The organism is Streptomyces sp. 2131.1, from assembly GCF_900105515.1.
Taxonomy (GTDB): domain Bacteria; phylum Actinomycetota; class Actinomycetes; order Streptomycetales; family Streptomycetaceae; genus Streptomyces; species Streptomyces drozdowiczii.
Genome location: NZ_FNSY01000001.1, coordinates 3,595,183 through 3,611,728 on the forward strand (window position 1 = coordinate 3,595,183; position 16,546 = coordinate 3,611,728).

Annotated in this window: 17 protein-coding genes; 10 read left to right on the plus strand and 7 right to left on the minus strand. The window is 72.2% G+C overall.

All coding sequences use genetic code 11. The features are described from left to right. Positions 1–67 precede the first annotated feature (67 nt). The 3 genes from BLW14_RS16025 to BLW14_RS16035 all read left to right on the plus strand — a co-directional run bounded on the left by BLW14_RS16025 (position 68) and on the right by BLW14_RS16035 (position 3,007). On the plus strand, positions 68–1,567 hold the full coding sequence (locus BLW14_RS16025) for a DUF2252 domain-containing protein (RefSeq protein ID WP_093707947.1): 1,500 nt from the start codon (positions 68–70) through the stop codon (positions 1,565–1,567). 167 nt (positions 1,568–1,734) lie between these two features. Further along, entirely contained in the window at positions 1,735–2,616 is an 882-nt protein-coding gene (locus BLW14_RS16030) for a J domain-containing protein (RefSeq protein WP_177153995.1), read from the plus strand. 46 nt (positions 2,617–2,662) lie between these two features. Continuing rightward, positions 2,663–3,007: a rhodanese-like domain-containing protein gene (locus BLW14_RS16035; protein ID WP_093707949.1), complete on the plus strand. Its 345-nt coding sequence runs from the start codon at positions 2,663–2,665 to the stop codon at positions 3,005–3,007. An 87-nt stretch (positions 3,008–3,094) separates the two neighbouring features. Here the strand turns inward: BLW14_RS16035 and BLW14_RS16040 are convergent, their stop codons facing one another. Genes BLW14_RS16040 through paaA form a run of 5 tightly spaced genes read right to left on the minus strand, consistent with a single transcriptional unit; the run spans position 3,095 to position 6,655 of the window. Beyond that, positions 3,095–4,153 carry a 2Fe-2S iron-sulfur cluster-binding protein gene (locus BLW14_RS16040; RefSeq protein WP_093707950.1) on the minus strand — a complete coding sequence of 353 codons (1,059 nt, stop codon included), beginning with the start codon at positions 4,151–4,153 and terminating at the stop codon, positions 3,095–3,097. Next, complete coding sequence (gene paaD, locus BLW14_RS16045) at positions 4,154–4,657, minus strand: 1,2-phenylacetyl-CoA epoxidase subunit PaaD (RefSeq protein ID WP_093707951.1); 504 nt, start codon at positions 4,655–4,657, stop codon at positions 4,154–4,156. It abuts the gene before it with no gap. Further along, positions 4,651–5,352 (minus strand): 1,2-phenylacetyl-CoA epoxidase subunit PaaC, encoded by a 702-nt coding sequence (paaC, locus tag BLW14_RS16050; RefSeq protein WP_093707952.1) that lies wholly within the window; start codon positions 5,350–5,352, stop codon positions 4,651–4,653. The genes paaD and paaC overlap by 7 nt, the downstream gene beginning before the upstream one ends. Continuing rightward, positions 5,349–5,639 carry a 1,2-phenylacetyl-CoA epoxidase subunit PaaB gene (gene paaB, locus BLW14_RS16055; protein ID WP_093707953.1) on the minus strand — a complete coding sequence of 97 codons (291 nt, stop codon included), beginning with the start codon at positions 5,637–5,639 and terminating at the stop codon, positions 5,349–5,351. The genes paaC and paaB overlap by 4 nt, the downstream gene beginning before the upstream one ends. Beyond that, entirely contained in the window at positions 5,636–6,655 is a 1,020-nt protein-coding gene (paaA, locus tag BLW14_RS16060; RefSeq protein ID WP_093707954.1) for a 1,2-phenylacetyl-CoA epoxidase subunit PaaA, read from the minus strand. The genes paaB and paaA overlap by 4 nt, the downstream gene beginning before the upstream one ends. A gap of 103 nt (positions 6,656–6,758) precedes the next feature. On the opposite strand from paaA, the gene BLW14_RS16065 reads away from it, so the two are divergent. From BLW14_RS16065 to BLW14_RS16075, 3 genes are read left to right on the plus strand one after another with little or no spacing between them, the layout of a single operon-like run. After that, positions 6,759–7,544 carry a DUF5819 family protein gene (locus BLW14_RS16065; protein ID WP_093707955.1) on the plus strand — a complete coding sequence of 262 codons (786 nt, stop codon included), beginning with the start codon at positions 6,759–6,761 and terminating at the stop codon, positions 7,542–7,544. Then, a complete protein-coding gene (locus BLW14_RS16070; RefSeq protein ID WP_093707956.1) occupies positions 7,541–8,812 on the plus strand; it encodes an HTTM domain-containing protein in 1,272 nt (423 codons plus the stop codon). The genes BLW14_RS16065 and BLW14_RS16070 overlap by 4 nt, the downstream gene beginning before the upstream one ends. Then, positions 8,809–9,540, plus strand: coding sequence for a TrmH family RNA methyltransferase (locus BLW14_RS16075; RefSeq protein WP_093707957.1), 732 nt, complete (start codon positions 8,809–8,811; stop codon positions 9,538–9,540). The genes BLW14_RS16070 and BLW14_RS16075 overlap by 4 nt, the downstream gene beginning before the upstream one ends. Positions 9,541–9,710: 170 nt before the next feature. On the opposite strand, the gene paaN is transcribed toward BLW14_RS16075, so the two are convergent. Next, positions 9,711–11,411 (minus strand): phenylacetic acid degradation protein PaaN, encoded by a 1,701-nt coding sequence (gene paaN, locus BLW14_RS16080; protein ID WP_093707958.1) that lies wholly within the window; start codon positions 11,409–11,411, stop codon positions 9,711–9,713. Between the two features lie 123 nt (positions 11,412–11,534). On the opposite strand from paaN, the gene BLW14_RS16085 reads away from it, so the two are divergent. Further along, the gene (locus BLW14_RS16085) at positions 11,535–12,137 is read left to right on the plus strand and encodes a TetR/AcrR family transcriptional regulator (protein ID WP_093707959.1); all 603 of its coding nucleotides are present in this window, start codon (positions 11,535–11,537) and stop codon (positions 12,135–12,137) included. 24 nt (positions 12,138–12,161) lie between these two features. Here the strand turns inward: BLW14_RS16085 and BLW14_RS16090 are convergent, their stop codons facing one another. After that, entirely contained in the window at positions 12,162–12,668 is a 507-nt protein-coding gene (locus BLW14_RS16090; RefSeq protein WP_093707960.1) for an Lrp/AsnC family transcriptional regulator, read from the minus strand. Between the two features lie 216 nt (positions 12,669–12,884). Here BLW14_RS16090 and pdhA point away from each other — a divergent pair, with 216 nt between their 5' ends. Genes pdhA through BLW14_RS16105 form a run of 3 tightly spaced genes read left to right on the plus strand, consistent with a single transcriptional unit; the run spans position 12,885 to position 16,488 of the window. After that, complete coding sequence (gene pdhA, locus BLW14_RS16095; RefSeq protein ID WP_093707961.1) at positions 12,885–14,048, plus strand: pyruvate dehydrogenase (acetyl-transferring) E1 component subunit alpha; 1,164 nt, start codon at positions 12,885–12,887, stop codon at positions 14,046–14,048. Continuing rightward, positions 14,045–15,076, plus strand: a complete 1,032-nt coding sequence (locus tag BLW14_RS16100; RefSeq protein WP_093707962.1) for an alpha-ketoacid dehydrogenase subunit beta — start codon at positions 14,045–14,047, stop codon at positions 15,074–15,076. The genes pdhA and BLW14_RS16100 overlap by 4 nt, the downstream gene beginning before the upstream one ends. After that, the gene (locus BLW14_RS16105; protein ID WP_093707963.1) at positions 15,076–16,488 is read left to right on the plus strand and encodes a dihydrolipoamide acetyltransferase family protein; all 1,413 of its coding nucleotides are present in this window, start codon (positions 15,076–15,078) and stop codon (positions 16,486–16,488) included. The genes BLW14_RS16100 and BLW14_RS16105 overlap by 1 nt, the downstream gene beginning before the upstream one ends. The last annotated feature ends 58 nt before the right edge of the window (positions 16,489–16,546 follow it).

The following is a 16,546-nucleotide window of genomic DNA, read 5'->3' on the forward strand; positions in this document are numbered from 1 at the left end:
TACCGTCGGCGGCAGTTGATGTTGGGCGGGACCCGGCTGCGGCGCCGGGCGGGGGAGGCTGCGCGCCATGGACGGAACCGGGACGGCACTGCCGCCGGTGCGAGGGGTCGAGCCGGGCGGCGTGGAGGCGGTGGTGGGAGCCCCGCTCCCGGCCGGCTCGGGCGGGCCGCGGATACCGGCCGTGCCGGGATTCGCACGTCGCACGGACGGGGCGTACGCGGAGGCCGCGGCGGCCCCGAAGCAGGCGGGCAAAACGCTGCGTGCGCGAGTGCCCCGCTCTTCGCACGCGACGCTGGCCCTGCCGCCGGACCGGCCCGACGCGGTGCGCGCGGTCGAGGAGTCCAACCGGGGCCGGGTGCCGGGGCTGACGCCGATACGGGTGGGCCGGATGGCCGCAACCCCCTTCGCCTTCCTGCGCGGCTCGGCCGGGCTGATGGCCCACGATCTGGTCGGTACCCCGGTCACCGGAGTGACCGCCCAGCTCTGCGGCGACGCGCACGCGGCCAACTTCGGGCTGTACGGCGACGCGCGGGGCAACCTCGTCATCGACCTGAACGACTTCGACGAGACCGCGGCCGGCCCCTGGGAGTGGGACCTCAAGCGCCTCGCCACGTCCCTGGTGCTCGCGGGCCGCGAGGCCGGGGCCGACGAGGACACCTGCCGCAAGGGCGCGTACGACACCGTGGGCGCCTACCGGCGGACGATGCGGCTGCTGGCCAGGATGCCCGCGCTCGACGCCTGGAACGCCATCGCGGACGAGGAACTCGTCTCCCACACCGACGCGCGGGACCTGCTCGGCACCCTGGAGCGGGTCTCCGAGAAGGCCCGCAACAACACCAGCGCCCGTTTCGCCGCGAAGTCCACGGAGGACTGCGAGGACGGCGGCCGCCGGTTCGTCGACGCGCCGCCGGTGCTTCGCCGGGTGCCGGACGCCGAGGCCGCGGCCGTGGCGGAGGGGCTCGGGGACTATCTGGGCACCGTCTCCGAGGACCGGCTGCCGCTGCTGGCCCGCTACGCGATCCACGACGTGGCGTTCCGGGTGGTCGGCACCGGCAGCGTGGGCACCCGCTCGTACGTGGTGCTGCTGCTGGACCACCGCGGGGAGCCGCTGGTGCTCCAGGTGAAGGAGGCCAGGCCCTCGGTCCTCGCACCGCATCTGGCCGCCGCCGGGTTCGAGGTGCCCGAGGTCGCGCACGAGGGGCGTCGCGTGGTGCTCGGGCAGAAGCGGATGCAGGTCGTCAGCGACCATCTGCTGGGCTGGACGACGGTGGACGGCCTGCCCTTCCAGGTGCGGCAGTTCCGGAACCGCAAGGGCAGCGTCGACCCCGCCGCTCTGGCCGCCGACCAGGTGGACGACTACGGACGGATGACCGGGGCGCTGCTGGCGCGGGCCCATGCGCACAGCGCGGACCCGAGGCTCCTCTCGGGCTACTGCGGCAAGAACGATGAGCTGGACGAGGCGGTGGCGGACTTCGCGGTGACGTACGCGGACCGCACCGAGGCGGACCACGCGGAGCTGGTCCGGGCGATCGGGGCGGGACGGATAGCCGCGGAGCACGGGGTGTGAGGGGCGGGCGCGGCTCGTCGGGTGCGGGCGGCCCCTGCCGCCAGGAGGCGTGAGGGGCCGCGCGGCCGGTCGGGTGCGGGCGCGGTCGGCTGCCGGGCTGGCGGCGCGGGGCCTGCCGGGGCGACCGTGGGTCCACGGTGGGCGGGCCGGGGCCATACGCTGGACGGGTGACCCACGAAGCACCCGGGGTGCCGACCTCCCGGAACGACGATGACCCGCAGGACGAGGCACGGCCGGCCGCCGGCCCCGAGGAGGCGGCCGGGGCCGCGGGGCGGGAGCGGCCCGAGGCGCGGCTCGCGCGTGCCGTGCGGGTGGCCGAGCAGGCGCTGATCGAGTTCGAGATCGCGGTGGAGACGTTCCGGGTCGAGGTGGAGAACTTCTCCCGGCTGCACCACCAGCGGCTGGGCCCGATGTACACGCGGCTCGACGAGCTCGACGCCCAGATCGCCGAGGCGCGGGCGGCGAAGACCGGTGACCCCGAGGACCTCCGCAAGGCGGAGGAGGCGCGGTCGGTCGTGATGCCCATGCCGGGCGTGGACGAGCTCTTCCACGACTGGATGGACGGCGACGGGCTGTCCCCGGAGGCGTCGGCCATGCTGACCGATCAGCCGGTCCGGCCGCCGAAGCGGGTCCGGCCGGCTGAGGAAGCCCGCAAGCTCTACCGCGACCTCGTGCGCCGGGCCCACCCGGACCTCGCTCAGGACGAGACGGAGCGGACCAGGCGCGACGAGTTCATCGCCCGGGTCAACGCCGCCTACGGGCGCGGGGACGAGGCCGTGCTGAGGGAACTGGCCGAGGAGTGGGAGGCCGGACCGGTCGCGCCGCAGCCGGAGCTGAGCGAGGCCGACGAGCTCTACGCCCGGCTGGAGTGGCTGTCCCATCGCAAGGAGCTGCTCACCGAGGTCGCCCAGGACCTGGAGGAGAGCGCGATCGGCGCCATGCTGCGGATGGCTCCGGACGACCCGGACCACCTGCTGGAGGAGATCGCCGAACAGCTGCTGGGTGAGGTCTCACAGCGCGAGGCGGAACTCGCGGCTCTGGTGCAGTAGCGTTTTCGGTGACTCCGGAGCGCACTGACGAGAGAAGGCATGACCCATGAATTTCGGCCCGCTTCCCACGGTCGACGTCGCGTCCGTACCGGCTGACGGCCTCGTGCTGGACGTCCGGGAGAACGACGAGTGGGCGGCCGGCCACGTCGACGGCGCCCTCCACATCCCGATGAGCGACTTCGTGGGCCGCTTCGGTGAGGTGACCGAGGCCGTGGAGGACGGCCGGCGCGTGCACGTGATGTGCCGGGTCGGCGGCCGGTCCGCCCAGGTCACCCAGTACCTGGTGCAGCAGGGCATCGACGCCGTGAACATCGACGGCGGCATGCTCGCCTGGGACGGCGCGGGCCGCCCGATGGTCACCGACAACGGGGCGCCGGCGTTCGTCGCCTAGGGCGTGTCCGGCGCCTCAGGGTCGGACGCGCCCTAGTTCGGCCGGAGTCCCGGGCCGCAACCGCGGCCCGGGACCGGTCGTCGGCCGTCAGCGGTCGAAGTCGAGTTCGACCTCCTCGGTCACCGGGTGCGACTGGCAGGCCAGCACATAACCCGCGTCCGTCTCCTCCGGCTCCAGGGCGTAGTTGCGGTCCATCCGTACCTCGCCCGAGACCAGGAACGCCCGGCACGTCCCGCAGACGCCGCCCTTGCACGCGTACGGGGCGTCCGAACGGCTGCGCAGCACCGTCTCCAGCAGCGATTCCCCTTCCTCCACCGGCCACTTGCCGGACCGGCCGTCGAGGGTCGCCGTCAGCGTGCTTCCCACGGGCGTCTCGATCCGGGGTCCCGCGGAGGCGGCCGGCCCGTCCTCGACGTGGAAGATCTCCTGGTGGATGCGGGAGCGGTCCACGCCCAGGCCGTGCAACGCGCCCTCGGCGGCCCGGACCAGGCCCAGCGGTCCGCACAGGTACCAGCCGTCGATCCCGCCCACCGGCAGCAGCGCGGGCAGCAGCGCGGAGAGCCGCTCGCCTTCCAGTCGCCCCATGGGAAGCCCGGCCTGCTGTTCCTCCCGCGAGAGCGCGGTGACCAGCTGGAACCGGTCCGGGTAGCGGTCCTTCAGGTCGGCGACCTCGTCCAGGAACATCGTCGAGGCGGCGGTCCGGTCGCTGCGGACCAGACAGAACGTGGCGTCCGGCGCACGGGCGAGCAAGGTGGCCGCGATGGACAGCACCGGCGTGATGCCGCTCCCCCCGACGATCGCCGCGAACCGGCCCGGCCGGGGCTCCAGGACGAAGCGGCCCATCGGCGGCATCGCCTCGATCGTGTCCCCGACCAGCAGTTCCTTGAGGGCGTACGTGGAGAACGCGCCACCGTCCACGAGGCGGATGCCCACACGCAGCGCCGGGCCCGCCGGGGACTCGGTCGCCGGTGCGCAGATCGAGTACGAGCGGCGCACCTCCTTGCCGTCCACGGTGTAGCGCACATTGAGATGCTGACCCGGCTTGTGCCGGAAGGCCTCGTGCAGGTCCGGCGGGACGGCGAGGGTGACGGCCACCGAATCGTCCGTGAGCCGCTCGATCCCGCTGACCCGGAGCGGATGGAACATCTACAACTCCTTGAAGTGGTCGAACGGCTCCTGGCACGCCACACAGCGCCGGAGCGCCTTGCAGGCGGTGGAGGAGAACCGGCTCAGCAGCTCCGTGTCGGTGGAGCCGCAGTGCGGGCAGCGCACGGAGAGCGTGAGCGGCACCGGTCCGTCGGACGCGGCGTCGTGGGGCCGGGGCGGCGCTATGCCGAACTCGGCGAGCTTGCGGCGCCCTTCGGGGCTGATGTCGTCCGTCGACCAGGCCGGGGAGAGGACCGTCTGCACGGTCACCTCGGCCACTCCGTGGTTGTGGAGCACGCGCTCGATGTCCGCGGACATGGCCTCGATCGCCGGGCAGCCGGTGTAGGTCGGCGTGAGACGGACTGTGACCCGGCCCTCCGGCTCGCTCACGTCGACGCCCCGGACCACGCCCAGCTCCTCCAGGGTCAGCACCGGGAGCTCCGGGTCGGGGACCGAGCCCGCCAGGCTGAGCAGCTCCTCCTCGACGGAGGTCCAGGTCACCATGACGCCCCCGGGTGGCTGCGGTGCAGATGCTGCATCTCGGCGAGCATCCGCCCGAAGGACTCGGTGTGGATGCCCTGCCGGCCGGCCCCCGCCGTCCAGGCACCGGACTGCGGGCCCGTCGGCACGGTCAGGGTCGCCCGGCCGAGGACATCGGTGACTGTCTCCAGCCAACGGCTGTGCAGTGCCTGCCAGTCCACGTCCACGCCTTCGACCGGCTGGAACAGCTCGCCGGTGAAGCGCCACAGCGCGTCCACCGCCCGCTGCATCCGCTGGTGGCTCTCGTCCGTCCCGTCACCGAGACGCAGCGTCCACTGCTCGGCGTGGTCCCGGTGGTAGGCCACCTCCTTGACCGCCTTGGCCGCGATGCCCGCGAACCGGCCGTCTCCGGCGGCCAGCTGCTCGTACAGGCCCTGCTGGTGGACGGAGAAGTAGAGCTGCCGGGCGATGGTGTGGGCGAAGTCGCCGTTCGGCTGCTCGACCAGCTGGATGTTGCGGAAGGCGCGTTCCTCGCGCAGGTAGGCCAGTTCGTCCTCGTCACCCACGAGCGAGAGCAGCAGCCGTGCCTGGCCGAGCAGGTCGAGGGCGATGTTGGCGAGGGCCACCTCCTCCTCCAGCACCGGGGCGTGGCCCGCCCACTCCCCCAGCCGGTGCGAGAGCACCAGCGCGTCGTCGCCCAGGGCGAGGGCTGCGGTCACAGGTGCTTCACCCCGTCCGGGATCTCGTAGAACGTCGGGTGCCGGTAGGGCTTGTCGCCGGCCGGTTCGAAGAAGGAGTCCTTCTCGTCCGGGGAGGACGCCGTGATCCGGTCGGACGGCACGACCCACAGGGAGACGCCTTCGGACCGGCGGGTGTAGAGGTCGCGCGCGTTGCGCAGGGCCATTTCGGCGTCCGGCGCGTGCAGGCTGCCGGCGTGGGTGTGGGAGAGCCCGCGCCGCGAGCGGACGAACACCTCCCACAGCGGCCAGTCCGTCGAGCTGCTCATGCTGTCGCCTTTCCATTCGGTACGGCCGGGCCGGCGCCGGACGTGTGCTTGCGGGCGTACACGGCGGCGGCCTCGCGGACCCAGGCGCCTTCCTCGTGGGCGCGGCGGCGCTGGTCGAGGCGCTGCTCGTTGCACGGTCCGTTGCCCTTCAGGACCTCCTGGAACTCCGTCCAGTCGATCGCGCCGAAGTCGTGCCGGCCGCGTTCCTCGTTCCACCGGATGTCCGGGTCGGGGAGGGAGAGGCCGAGCGCTTCGGCCTGGGGGACGCAGATGTCGACGAAGCGCTGCCGCAGCTCGTCGTTGGAATGCCGCTTGATCTTCCAGGCCATCGACTGCGCCGAATGGGCCGAGGCGTCGTCCGGCGGGCCGAACATCATCAGGGAGGGCCACCACCAGCGGTTCACCGCGTCCTGGGCCATCTCGTGCTGTGCCGGGGTGCCGTTGCTCAGCGCGAGGAGCAGCTCGTATCCCTGGCGCTGGTGGAACGACTCCTCCTTGCAGATGCGGACCATCGCGCGGGCGTACGGGCCGTAGGAGCAGCGGCAGAGGGGGACCTGGTTGGTGATCGCGGCGCCGTCCACGAGCCAGCCGATCGCGCCCACGTCCGCCCAGGTCAGGGTCGGATAGTTGAAGATCGACGAATAGCGCTGGCGCCCGGCGTGGAGCTTGTCGAGCAGCTCCTCGCGGCCGGTGCCCAGCGTCTCGGCCGCGCTGTACAGATACAGCCCGTGGCCGGCCTCGTCCTGCACCTTGGCCATGAGGATGGCTTTGCGGCGCAGCGAGGGAGCGCGGGTGATCCAGTTGGCCTCCGGCTGCATGCCGATGATTTCCGAGTGCGCGTGCTGGGCCATCTGCCTGACCAGCGAGGCGCGGTACGCGTCCGGCATCCAGTCGCGCGGCTCGATGCGCTCGTCGGCCGCCACCGCGGCGTCGAAGGCCGCTTGCAGGGCGGCCTCCGGCCCTTCCGCACTGCCCGCTGTCGCCTGCGCTGTCTGGCTCGCAGTCCCTGCCGCCATCCCGGACTCCCTACCGACCGATCGTTCGGTTCAATGTCTTCAATGGTGTGTCCGGGGCCCGTAGGGTGTCAACCCTGTGGATGACTGACGCGAGCGGGGCGGGATGGATTCGGACGACGACAGGGGCGCCGGCGCCGGGTACGGGCTCGCTTCCGCCGTCGGGACTTCCGAGGACGGGCCCACCCCGGACGAGGTGTCTCCGGCGGTGGTTTCTCCGACGGTGGTGTCGCCGGCGGTCGGGGGGACGGCCGGGCTCTCGCTCCCGTACCAGCTCATCGCCGCTGCGGCGCTCGCGGCCTTCGCGGTGCTGGCCTGTATGCAGCTGGCCATGGTCTTCCTGCACGTCGCGCCCTCCAACACGCTGACCAAGCAGCACGGCGCGGCCGTCGACGAGTGGGTCTACCCCGAGTTCGAACAGAACTGGAAGCTGTTCGCGCCCAATCCGCTCCAGCAGAACGTCGCCGTGCAGGTGCGCACCGAGATAGCCGGCCCCGAGGGCCCCCGCACCATGCCCTGGCGTGACCTCTCCGCCGAGGACGGCCGGGCCATACGCGGCAATCTGCTGCCGTCCCACGTCCAGCAGAACGAACTCCGCCGGGCCTGGGACTTCTACGTCGGATCGCACGACGACAAGAACCGGGCCAACGGCCTGCGCGGCACCCTTTCGGAGAAGTACGTCCGCCGTCTGGTGATGCTGCGCCTCGGCGCCCACGACGGCGAGACCGTCCTCAGGATCCAGGTCAGGTCCGAGGTGCGGGCCGTCGAGGCGCCCGGGTGGAGCGACGAGAAGATCAGTACCGGCCCGTCCTACCGGGTCCTGCCCTGGTGGAAGATCACCGCGGACGACCTGCCCGAGGGCGCCGACGGTTCCGGGGAGGCCGGACAGTGAGCACACCCCGCCCCGTCCCCGGGCTCGCCCGTGGCATCCAGCGCGTCACCGCCTCGGCCCTGGGCCCGTACCAGAGCGCCGTCATCCGGATCGGCTTCTCCGCCACCTTCCTGCTGTTCCTGCTCCGCGAGCTGCCCCACCGGCACGAGATGTACGGTCCCGACGCGCCCTGGCGCTGGGACCTGGCGCAGCAGCTGATATCCGGGAACCAGGCCTTCACGGTCCTCATGTGGTCGGACAGCGCGTTCTGGTTCGAGATGGTCTACGCGCTGGCGCTGATCTCGTCCCTCCTGCTGATGCTCGGCTGGCACACCCGCGCCGTCTCCGTTCTCTTCATGGCCGGAGTGCTCTCGCTTCAGAACCGCAGCATCTTCATGGGCGACGGTGGTGACAACGTCATCCACCTGATGTCGATCTACCTGGTACTGACCCGCTGCGGGCAGGTCTGGTCACTGGACGCCCGGCGGGCGCGGCGCCGCGAGGCCGTGGCGGAGGACCGCGAGGAGACCGTGCGGCGGCGGGGGCCCGGGGAAGCGGACGGGATCGTGCTGTGGGTGGTCCTCGGGGCCGTTCTCATCGGTGCCACCGTGGGGGGCGGCCTGGGCGGGACCGTATGGATGCCGGTCCTCCTGTGGGCCCTGTGGACCGGCCAGGGCGCCTGGTGGGCCGCGAACCGGTACGCGCCGCGCAGCGAGCTCCGTACTCTCCTCGACGTCATCGCCAACCTCGCCCACAACGCGACTCTCGTCGTGATCATGGCGGAGGTCTGCCTGATCTACGCGACGGCCGGCTGGTACAAGGTCCAGGGTTCACGCTGGCAGGACGGCACCGCGCTGTACTACCCGCTCAAGCTGGAGTACTTCACCCCGTGGCCCGCTCTGTCGGGCCTCCTCGCCTCCAGTGGCGTCATGGTGATGGTGCTCTCGTACGCCACGGTCATCGTGCAGGTGGCGTTCCCCTTCACCCTCTTCAACCGCCGCGTCAAGAACGTCCTGCTCGCCGCGATGATCTGCGAGCACGCGGGGATCGCGCTGCTGCTGGGGCTGCCGTTCTTCTCCATGGCCATGATCGCAGCGGATGCCGTCTTCCTGCCGACCGCGTTCCTGGTGTGGCTGGGCGGCCGGGCGAGTCTGGGGCGGCAGCGGTTGTTCCGGGGGCGGTTGTTCCGGGGGCGCGGCCGGGTGCCGGCGCCGCGTGCGGCCGGCGTCGGTGACGGCGTGGAGGCGGCGGAGTCCGGTGACGACGGGGCGCCTACCCTCGTCGGGTGAGCAGTGAGACCGGCAGCACCGGTACCAGCAGGAGCGGGGGGCCTCTCGGCGAGTCCCTCGGCGAGGGACTCGGCGGGCGGCCCGTCGATGAGGAGCCCGCGCAGTACGACGAGGGGTTCGGGACGCAGGTCGGGGTCGGGCCGCATCCGCTGCCCTGGCCCGAGGGCGAGCGGTACGACCCCGAGCTGCTGGCCGGCGGCGACCGGCGCAACGTGGGCGACCAGTACCGCTACTGGACCCGCGAGGCGATCGTCGCCGACCTCGATCTGCGGCGCCACGACTTCCACGTGGCCGTGGAGAACTGGGGCCACGACTTCAACATCGGGTCCGTCGTGCGGACCGCGAACGCCTTCCTCGCCAAGGAGGTGCACATCGTCGGGCGACGGCGCTGGAACCGGCGCGGGGCGATGGTCACCGACCGGTACCAGCATGTCCGGCACCACCCCGACACCGAGAGCCTGACCGCCTGGGCGGCGGCCGAGGACCTGCCGATCATCGGGATCGACAACCTGCCCGGGGCGGTGCCGCTGGAGAGGACCGTGTTGCCGCGGCGGTGTGTGCTGCTGTTCGGGCAGGAGGGGCCTGGGCTGACGGAGGAGGCGCGGCGGCGGGCGGCGATGGTGTGCTCCATCGCGCAGTTCGGGTCTACGCGGTCGATCAATGCGGGGGCGGCGGCGGCGATCGCCATGCACGCGTGGGTTTCGCGCTATGCGGAGACTTCTGGGTGAGGTGGGGGTGCCGTTGCCGGTGCGGGTGGGTGCGCCTGCGGCGGGCGTTGTCCCCTACCCGCCCCTTCCCGTGACCGGGGGCGCCGTCCCCGGGCCCCCGGTCCTCAAACGCCGGACGGGCTGGGTGGGTGGGGCGCCGCCCCTGGACGGGTCCCCGGGGGCGGGTGGTTCTAGTTCTGGCGGCGGACCTCGATGGTTCGGAAGCGGTTGGATACGAAGGCGCCGTCGCAGAGGGCTGCGTTGGCTGCGGGGTTGCCGCCTGAGCCGTGGTAGTCGGAGAAGGCCGCTGTCTGGTTGACGTAGACGCCGCCGGTGAGGTTCAGGGAGAGCTGGGCGGACTCGTCGAAGCAGACGTTCTCGATCGCGCGCTCGACCTCGGGGGACGTGGTGTACGCGCCTACCGTCATGGCGCCCTTCTCGCGGATCGTGCGGCGCAGCAGCTCCAGGGCGTCCGTCGTCGAGTCGACCGCGACGGCGAAGGAGACGGGGCCGAAGCACTCGGAGAGGTAGGGGGGCTCGTCCTGCGACTTGGCGGCGTCGAGCTTCACGATCACGGGGGTGCGGACGACGGCGTCCGGGAAGTCGGGGTTGGTGACCTCGCGTGAGGGCAGGGCCACGTCGCCCAGCTGGGACGCGGCGTCCAGGCGGGCCTTCACGTCCGGGTTGACCAGGGCGCCGAGCAGGCCGTTAGCCCGGGCGTCGTCGCCCAGAAGGCCGGTGACCGCGGCGGCGATGTCGCCCACCACGTCGTCGTACGTCTTGTCGCCGGCGTCCGTGGTGATGCCGGCCCGGGGGATGAGCACGTTCTGCGGGGTGGTGCACATCTGGCCGCTGTACAGGGAGAACGAGAACGCCAGGTTGGCGAGCATGCCGCGGTAGTCGTCGGTGGAGTCCACGACGACGGTGTTGACGCCGGCCTTCTCCGTGTAGACCTGGGCCTGGCGGGCGTTGGCCTCCAGCCAGTCGCCGAACTCCGTGGAGCCCGTGTAGTCGATGATCTTGATCTCGGGGCGGACCGCCAGGGTCTTGGCGATGCCCTCGCCCGGGCGCTCGGCGGCCAGGGCGACGAGGTTGGGGTCGAAGCCGGCCTCGGCCAGCACCTCGCGCGCCAGCCGGACCGTGAGGGCGAGCGGGAGCACCGCGCGGGGGTGGGGCTTGACCAGGACGGGGTTGCCCGTGGCGAGGGACGCGAAGAGGCCCGGGTAGCCGTTCCACGTCGGGAAGGTGTTGCAGCCGATCAGGAGCGAGATGCCGCGCCCGGCGGGGGTGAACGTCTTGTGCAGCGCGAGCGGGTCGCGCTTGCCCTGCGGCTTGGACCAGTCGGCGGTCCGGGGCGCGCGGAGCTGCTCCTCGTACGCGTAGGCGACGGCCTCCAGGCCGCGGTCCTGGGCGTGCGGGCCGCCGGCCTGGAACGCCATCATGAAGGCCTGGCCGCTGGTGTGCATCACGGCGTGGGCGAACTCGTGGGTGCGGGCGCTGATCCGCGCCAGGATCTCCAGACAGACCAGGGCCCTGGTCTCGGCGCCCGCGTCCCGCCAGGCGGGCATGCCCGCGCGCATCGCCGGGAGCAGCACGTCCAGGTCCGCGTGCGGGTACTCGACGGCGAGCTCGGGCCCGTACGGGGAGACCTCCCCGCCCGTCCAGCCGTCGGTGCCCGGCTGGCCGAGGTCGAGGCGGGTGTGCAGCACGGCGTCGAAGGCGGCCTTGCCCTCGGCGGCCCCGAGGCTACCGGGAGCGCCGCCCTCCCCGTACGCCTTCGGGTGCTCGGGGTGCGGGGACCAGTAGTCCCGCGTGCGGATCGCTTCGAGGGCCCGGTCCAGCGTGGGGCGGTGCTTCTCGGACAGCAGGTGCGGGGAGAGCTCGGCGGCCATGGCGGACCAACTCCTCATCGAGCTGGGCGGGGACGGGCGGACAGAGTTAGAGTAACCGAACGATCGGTCGGGACAAGGGGGCCCACGAAACCTGTAGACAACTCGTAGGGGAGGATCGCGGACATGACCACGGCCAAGCGGGACACGTACACACCGGAGACACTGCTGACCGTCGCCGTCCGTGTCTTCAACGAGCGCGGCTACGACGGCACGTCCATGGAGCACCTGTCGAAGGCGGCCGGCATCTCCAAGTCGTCCATCTACCACCACGTCGCGGGTAAGGAGGAGCTGCTGCGGCGTGCGGTCAGCCGGGCCCTCTACGGGCTGTTTGCGATCCTCGACGAGCCGGGGGCGACGCGGGGCCGCGCGGTCGAGCGGGTCGAGTACGTCACGCGCCGGACCGTCGAGGTGCTGATAGCCGAACTGCCCTACGTCACCCTGCTGCTGCGGGTGCGGGGCAACACGAAGACCGAGCGCTGGGCGCTGGAGCGGCGTCGCGAGTTCGACCAGCGGGTGGCCGGACTGCTCAAGGCGGCCGTCGCGGACGGGGATCTCCGCTCCGACGTGGACATACGGCTCGCGACCCGGTTGCTGTTCGGGATGGTCAACTCCCTGGTGGAGTGGTACCGGCCGCTGCCCGACGGGGGCGCGGAGGGCGAGAAGCTCGCCGACACCGTGGTGCAGCTGGCCTTCGACGGCATGAAGTCCGGTCCTGCGGGTCGTTGACCGGCGCTTCCGCCCCGCGGGCGCTCAGTCGAGTTCGGTGGGGCGGTCCGGTCCCGGCGCCAGATCCGTTTCCTCGAACACCAGCAGCGTTCGGGTGGACAGCACCTCCGGAATGGCCTGGATCCGGGTCAGCACCAGCTCGCGCAGCGTCCGGTTGTCCGGGGTGTGCACCAGGAGCAGTACATCGAAGTCGCCGCTGACCAGGGCGATGTGCGTCGCTCCCGGCAGGGCCTGGAGCTGTTCGCGGACGGTCCGCCAGGAATTCTGGACGATCTTCAGCGTGATGTACGCGGAAGCGCCCTCTCCCGCCCGCTCGTGGTTCACACGTGCGCTGAAGCCCCGGATTACGCCGTCCTCGACGAGCCGGTTGATCCGGGCGTAGGCGTTGGCGCGCGAGACGTGGACGCGGTCGGCCACCGACCGTATCGAGGCGCGGCCGTCCGTCTGGAGCAGTCGCAGGATGGCGCGGTCGATCGAATCCAGCGGGCGCGCCGGAGGAACCCGGCCCGTCTCCTCGGCCCCGTCGGCCATTTGTTCAGCTGCCATGTTCCCGCGCCTCCCCGTCCTGGACGACCTGTTCCCATCCCAGGCTGTGGAGAACCGTTTGTCCACAGGCTGGCGGTGCCTGTAGCCAAAATGCGCTCGCGACCGAACAATCGGTAGGTGAGGCGCGCCACACCTGTGCCCCATGTCGTTTTCGATATATCACCATATGTCGACACCCCTCGATGCTCGGAGGTGCCTGTCATGACGGTCCAAGAGCTGCCCGGTGCGGCCGCCTACCGGCCCACGCCGCCCCCGGCCTGGAAGCCGCTCACCGATCCCGCGCCGCTGCTCCCGGACCCCGAGCCGTACCGGGTGCTCGGGACGGACGCCGTGGCCGACGTGGACCCCGAGCTGTTGCTGCGGCTCCACGCCGAGCTGGTGCGCGGGCGCCGGTACAACGCCCAGGCGACGGCCCTGACCAAGCAGGGCAGGCTGGCGGTCTACCCGTCGAGCACGGGCCAGGAGGCGTGCGAGATCGCGGCCGCCCTGGTCCTGGAGGAGCGCGACTGGCTCTTCCCCAGCTACCGCGACACGCTCGCGGCCGTGGCGAGGGGCCTGGACCCGGTCGAGGCGCTGACGCTGCTGCGTGGTGACCGGCACACCGGTTACGACCCGCGTGAGCACCGCATCGCCCCGCTCTGCACCCCGCTCGCCACCCAGTTGCCGCACGCGGTGGGGCTGGCCCACGCGGCCCGGCTCAAGGGTGACGACGTGGTCGCGCTGGCCATGGTCGGCGACGGCGGCACCAGCGAGGGCGATTTCCACGAGGCACTGAACTTCGCGGCCGTGTGGCGGGCCCCGGTGGTCTTCCTCGTGCAGAACAACGGCTTCGCCATCTCCGTGCCCCTGGCCAAGCAGACGGCGGCGCCGTCCCTGGCGCACAAGGCCGTGGGGTACGGCATGCCCGGCCGTCTGGTCGACGGCAACGACGCGGCGGCGGTGCACCAGGTGCTCTCCGAGGCGGTCGAGCGGGCCAGGAGCGGCGGCGGTCCGACGCTCGTCGAGGCCGTCACGTACCGGATGGACGCCCATACCAACGCCGACGACGCGACCCGCTACCGCGGCGACAGCGAGGTCGAGGCGTGGCGTGACCACGACCCGGTCCAGCTCATGGAGCGCGAGCTGACCGCGCGCGGGCTGCTCGACGACGAAGGGGCGGAGGCGGCGCGGGCGGCCGCCGAGCGGATGGCGGCGGCGCTGCGCGAGCGGATGAACGTGGACCCGGTGCTCGACCCGATGGACCTCTTCACCCATGTGTACGCGGAGCAGACGGCGCAGTTGCGGGAGCAGGCGGCCCGGCTGCGCGAGGAACTGGCCGCGGAGAACGACGAGCACGGCACGCACGACGGGGGAGCAGCACGATGACCACGGCAGCGGCGACGGCCGGGGAGCGGACGGCGAAGGCCAAGCCCGCCACCATGGCACAGGCCCTGGGGCGCGCCCTGCGCGACTCGATGGCCGACGACCCCACGGTCCACGTCCTCGGCGAGGACGTCGGGACGCTCGGCGGGGTCTTCCGGATCACCGACGGCCTGGCGAAGGAGTTCGGCGACGAGCGCTGCACGGACACTCCGCTGGCCGAGGCGGGCATCCTCGGGGCGGCGGTCGGCATGGCGATGTACGGGCTGCGGCCCGTCGTCGAGATGCAGTTCGACGCCTTCGCCTATCCGGCGTTCGAGCAGCTCATCAGCCATGTCGCCAAGATGCGGAACCGGACCGGGGGCGCGATGCCGCTGCCGATCACCGTCCGGGTGCCGTACGGCGGCGGCATCGGGGGCGTAGAGCACCACAGCGACTCCTCGGAGGCGTACTACATGGCGACCCCCGGTCTCCACGTCGTCACGCCGGCCACGGTCGAGGACGCGTACGGGCTGTTGCGGGCCTCGATCGCCTCGGACGATCCCGTGGTCTTCATGGAGCCGAAGCGGCTGTACTGGTCGAAGTCGGACTGGTCGCCCGAGCACCCCACCGCCGTGGAGCGCGTCGGCCGGGCGGTCGTACGCAGGCCCGGCCGCAGCGCCACCCTGATCACGTACGGGCCGTCCCTGCCCGTCTGCATGGAGGCCGCGCAGGCCGCGGTCGAGGAGGGCTGGGACCTCGAAGTCGTCGATCTGCGCTCGCTGGTGCCGTTCGACGACGAGACCGTCGCCGCCTCGGTCCGCCGCACCGGTCGCGCGGTCGTCGTCCACGAGTCCACCGGCTTCGGCGGGCCCGGCGGCGAGATCGCGGCCCGGATCACCGAGCGGTGCTTCCACCACCTGGAGGCACCGGTGCTGCGGGTTGCCGGGTTCGACATCCCCTATCCGCCGCCGATGCAGGAGCGCCACCACCTTCCCGGTGTGGACCGGGTGCTCGACGCCGTCGCGCGGCTCCAGTGGGAGGCGGACAACTGATGCCTCAGGTTCTTGAGTTCAAGCTGCCGGACCTCGGCGAGGGCCTGACCGAGGCCGAGATCGTGCGCTGGCTGGTGGAGGTCGGGGACGTCGTCGCCATCGACCAGCCGGTCGTCGAGGTCGAGACGGCCAAGGCGATGGTGGAGGTGCCCTGCCCGTACGGGGGTGTGGTCACCGCCCGCTTCGGCGACGAGGGCACGGAGCTCCCGGTCGGGGCGCCGCTGCTGACCGTGGCCGTCGGATCGCCCGTCGACCCTTCCGGGGACGGCCCGGCCGCGGATTCCGGTACGGAGGATTCCGGGTCCGGGAACGTGCTGGTGGGGTACGGGACCGGGGCACCGCCCGTGCGGCGCCGGCGGGTACGGCCCCAGGGGGTGAAGGCGGCGGTCGCGGTGCCGGCGGCTCCCGAGGCTGTGGCGCCCGAGCCCGAGCCCGTCGCAGGGCCGGTCGCGGTCGTGTCCCCGCTCGTCCGCAGGCTGGCGCGGCAGCATGATCTGGATCTGCGCCGGCTCGCCGGGTCGGGTCCGGACGGGCTGATCCTGCGGGCCGACGTCGAGTCAGCGATCCGGTCGGCGGCCGATGCGCCCGCGCTGGAGTCCGTGGCGGAGCCTGCGGTGGCCCCCGCTGCCTCAGGGGCCTACGCGTCCCCCGTTTCCTCCGCGTCCTCCGCTTCCTCCGCGTCCCCCGTTTCCTCCGCGTCCTCCGCTTCCTCCGTTTCCGGCGGTGAGCGGGTCGCGCTGCGGGGTGTCCGGGGTGCGGTCGCCGACAAGCTGTCCCGCAGCCGGCGCGAGATTCCCGACGCCACCTGCTGGGTCGACGCCGATGCGACCGAACTGATGGCCGCGCGTGCCTCGATGAACAGCGTCTCCGGGGCCTCGAAGGTGTCCGTCCTCGCGCTCCTCGCCCGCATCTGCACGGCGGCCCTGGCCCGCTACCCCGAGCTCAACTCGACGGTGGACCAGGAGGCGCGCGAGATCGTACGGCTGCCGCAGGTCCACCTCGGATTCGCGGCGCAGACCGAACGCGGCCTGATCGTTCCCGTCGTCCGGGACGCCCACGAGGGCACCGCGGAGTCCATCGGTGCGGAGATCGCCCGGCTGACCGAGGCGGCCAGGACGGGGACGCTGACCCCGGCGCAGCTGACCGGCGGCACGTTCACGCTCAACAACTACGGGGTGTTCGGTGTCGACGGTTCGACGCCGATCATCAACCACCCCGAGGCCGCGATGCTGGGCGTCGGCCGCATCGTCCCCAAGCCGTGGGTGCACGAGGGGCAGCTCGCCGTCCGCCAGGTCGTCCAGCTCTCCCTGACCTTCGACCACCGCGTCTGCGACGGCGGCACCGCCGGGGGCTTCCTCCGGTACGTGGCGGACTGCGTGGAGCGGCCGGCGCTACTGCTGCGGAGTCTGTAGGGCGGGCCCGGCTGGGCCCCGGTGGCCCCGGTGGCCGGAGCCCGGGCATCCCCGGTGG

Excerpts from the sequence above, each read along its gene's own strand:
- paaA (WP_093707954.1), bottom strand. The coding sequence starts at position 6,655 with ATGGCGGCAGGGACTGCGAGCCAGACAGCGCAGGCGACAGCGGGCAGT.
- BLW14_RS16085 (WP_093707959.1), top strand. The coding sequence starts at position 11,535 with ATGACCACGGCCAAGCGGGACACGTACACACCGGAGACACTGCTGACC.
- BLW14_RS16090 (WP_093707960.1), bottom strand. The coding sequence starts at position 12,668 with ATGGCCGACGGGGCCGAGGAGACGGGCCGGGTTCCTCCGGCGCGCCCG.
- BLW14_RS16035 (WP_093707949.1), top strand. The coding sequence starts at position 2,663 with ATGAATTTCGGCCCGCTTCCCACGGTCGACGTCGCGTCCGTACCGGCT.
- paaD (WP_093707951.1), bottom strand. The coding sequence starts at position 4,657 with ATGGTGACCTGGACCTCCGTCGAGGAGGAGCTGCTCAGCCTGGCGGGC.
- BLW14_RS16100 (WP_093707962.1), top strand. The coding sequence starts at position 14,045 with ATGACCACGGCAGCGGCGACGGCCGGGGAGCGGACGGCGAAGGCCAAG.
- BLW14_RS16025 (WP_093707947.1), top strand. The coding sequence starts at position 68 with ATGGACGGAACCGGGACGGCACTGCCGCCGGTGCGAGGGGTCGAGCCG.
- BLW14_RS16065 (WP_093707955.1), top strand. The coding sequence starts at position 6,759 with ATGGATTCGGACGACGACAGGGGCGCCGGCGCCGGGTACGGGCTCGCT.
- pdhA (WP_093707961.1), top strand. The coding sequence starts at position 12,885 with ATGACGGTCCAAGAGCTGCCCGGTGCGGCCGCCTACCGGCCCACGCCG.
- BLW14_RS16040 (WP_093707950.1), bottom strand. The coding sequence starts at position 4,153 with ATGTTCCATCCGCTCCGGGTCAGCGGGATCGAGCGGCTCACGGACGAT.
- paaB (WP_093707953.1), bottom strand. The coding sequence starts at position 5,639 with ATGAGCAGCTCGACGGACTGGCCGCTGTGGGAGGTGTTCGTCCGCTCG.
- paaN (WP_093707958.1), bottom strand. The coding sequence starts at position 11,411 with ATGGCCGCCGAGCTCTCCCCGCACCTGCTGTCCGAGAAGCACCGCCCC.
- BLW14_RS16105 (WP_093707963.1), top strand. The coding sequence starts at position 15,076 with ATGCCTCAGGTTCTTGAGTTCAAGCTGCCGGACCTCGGCGAGGGCCTG.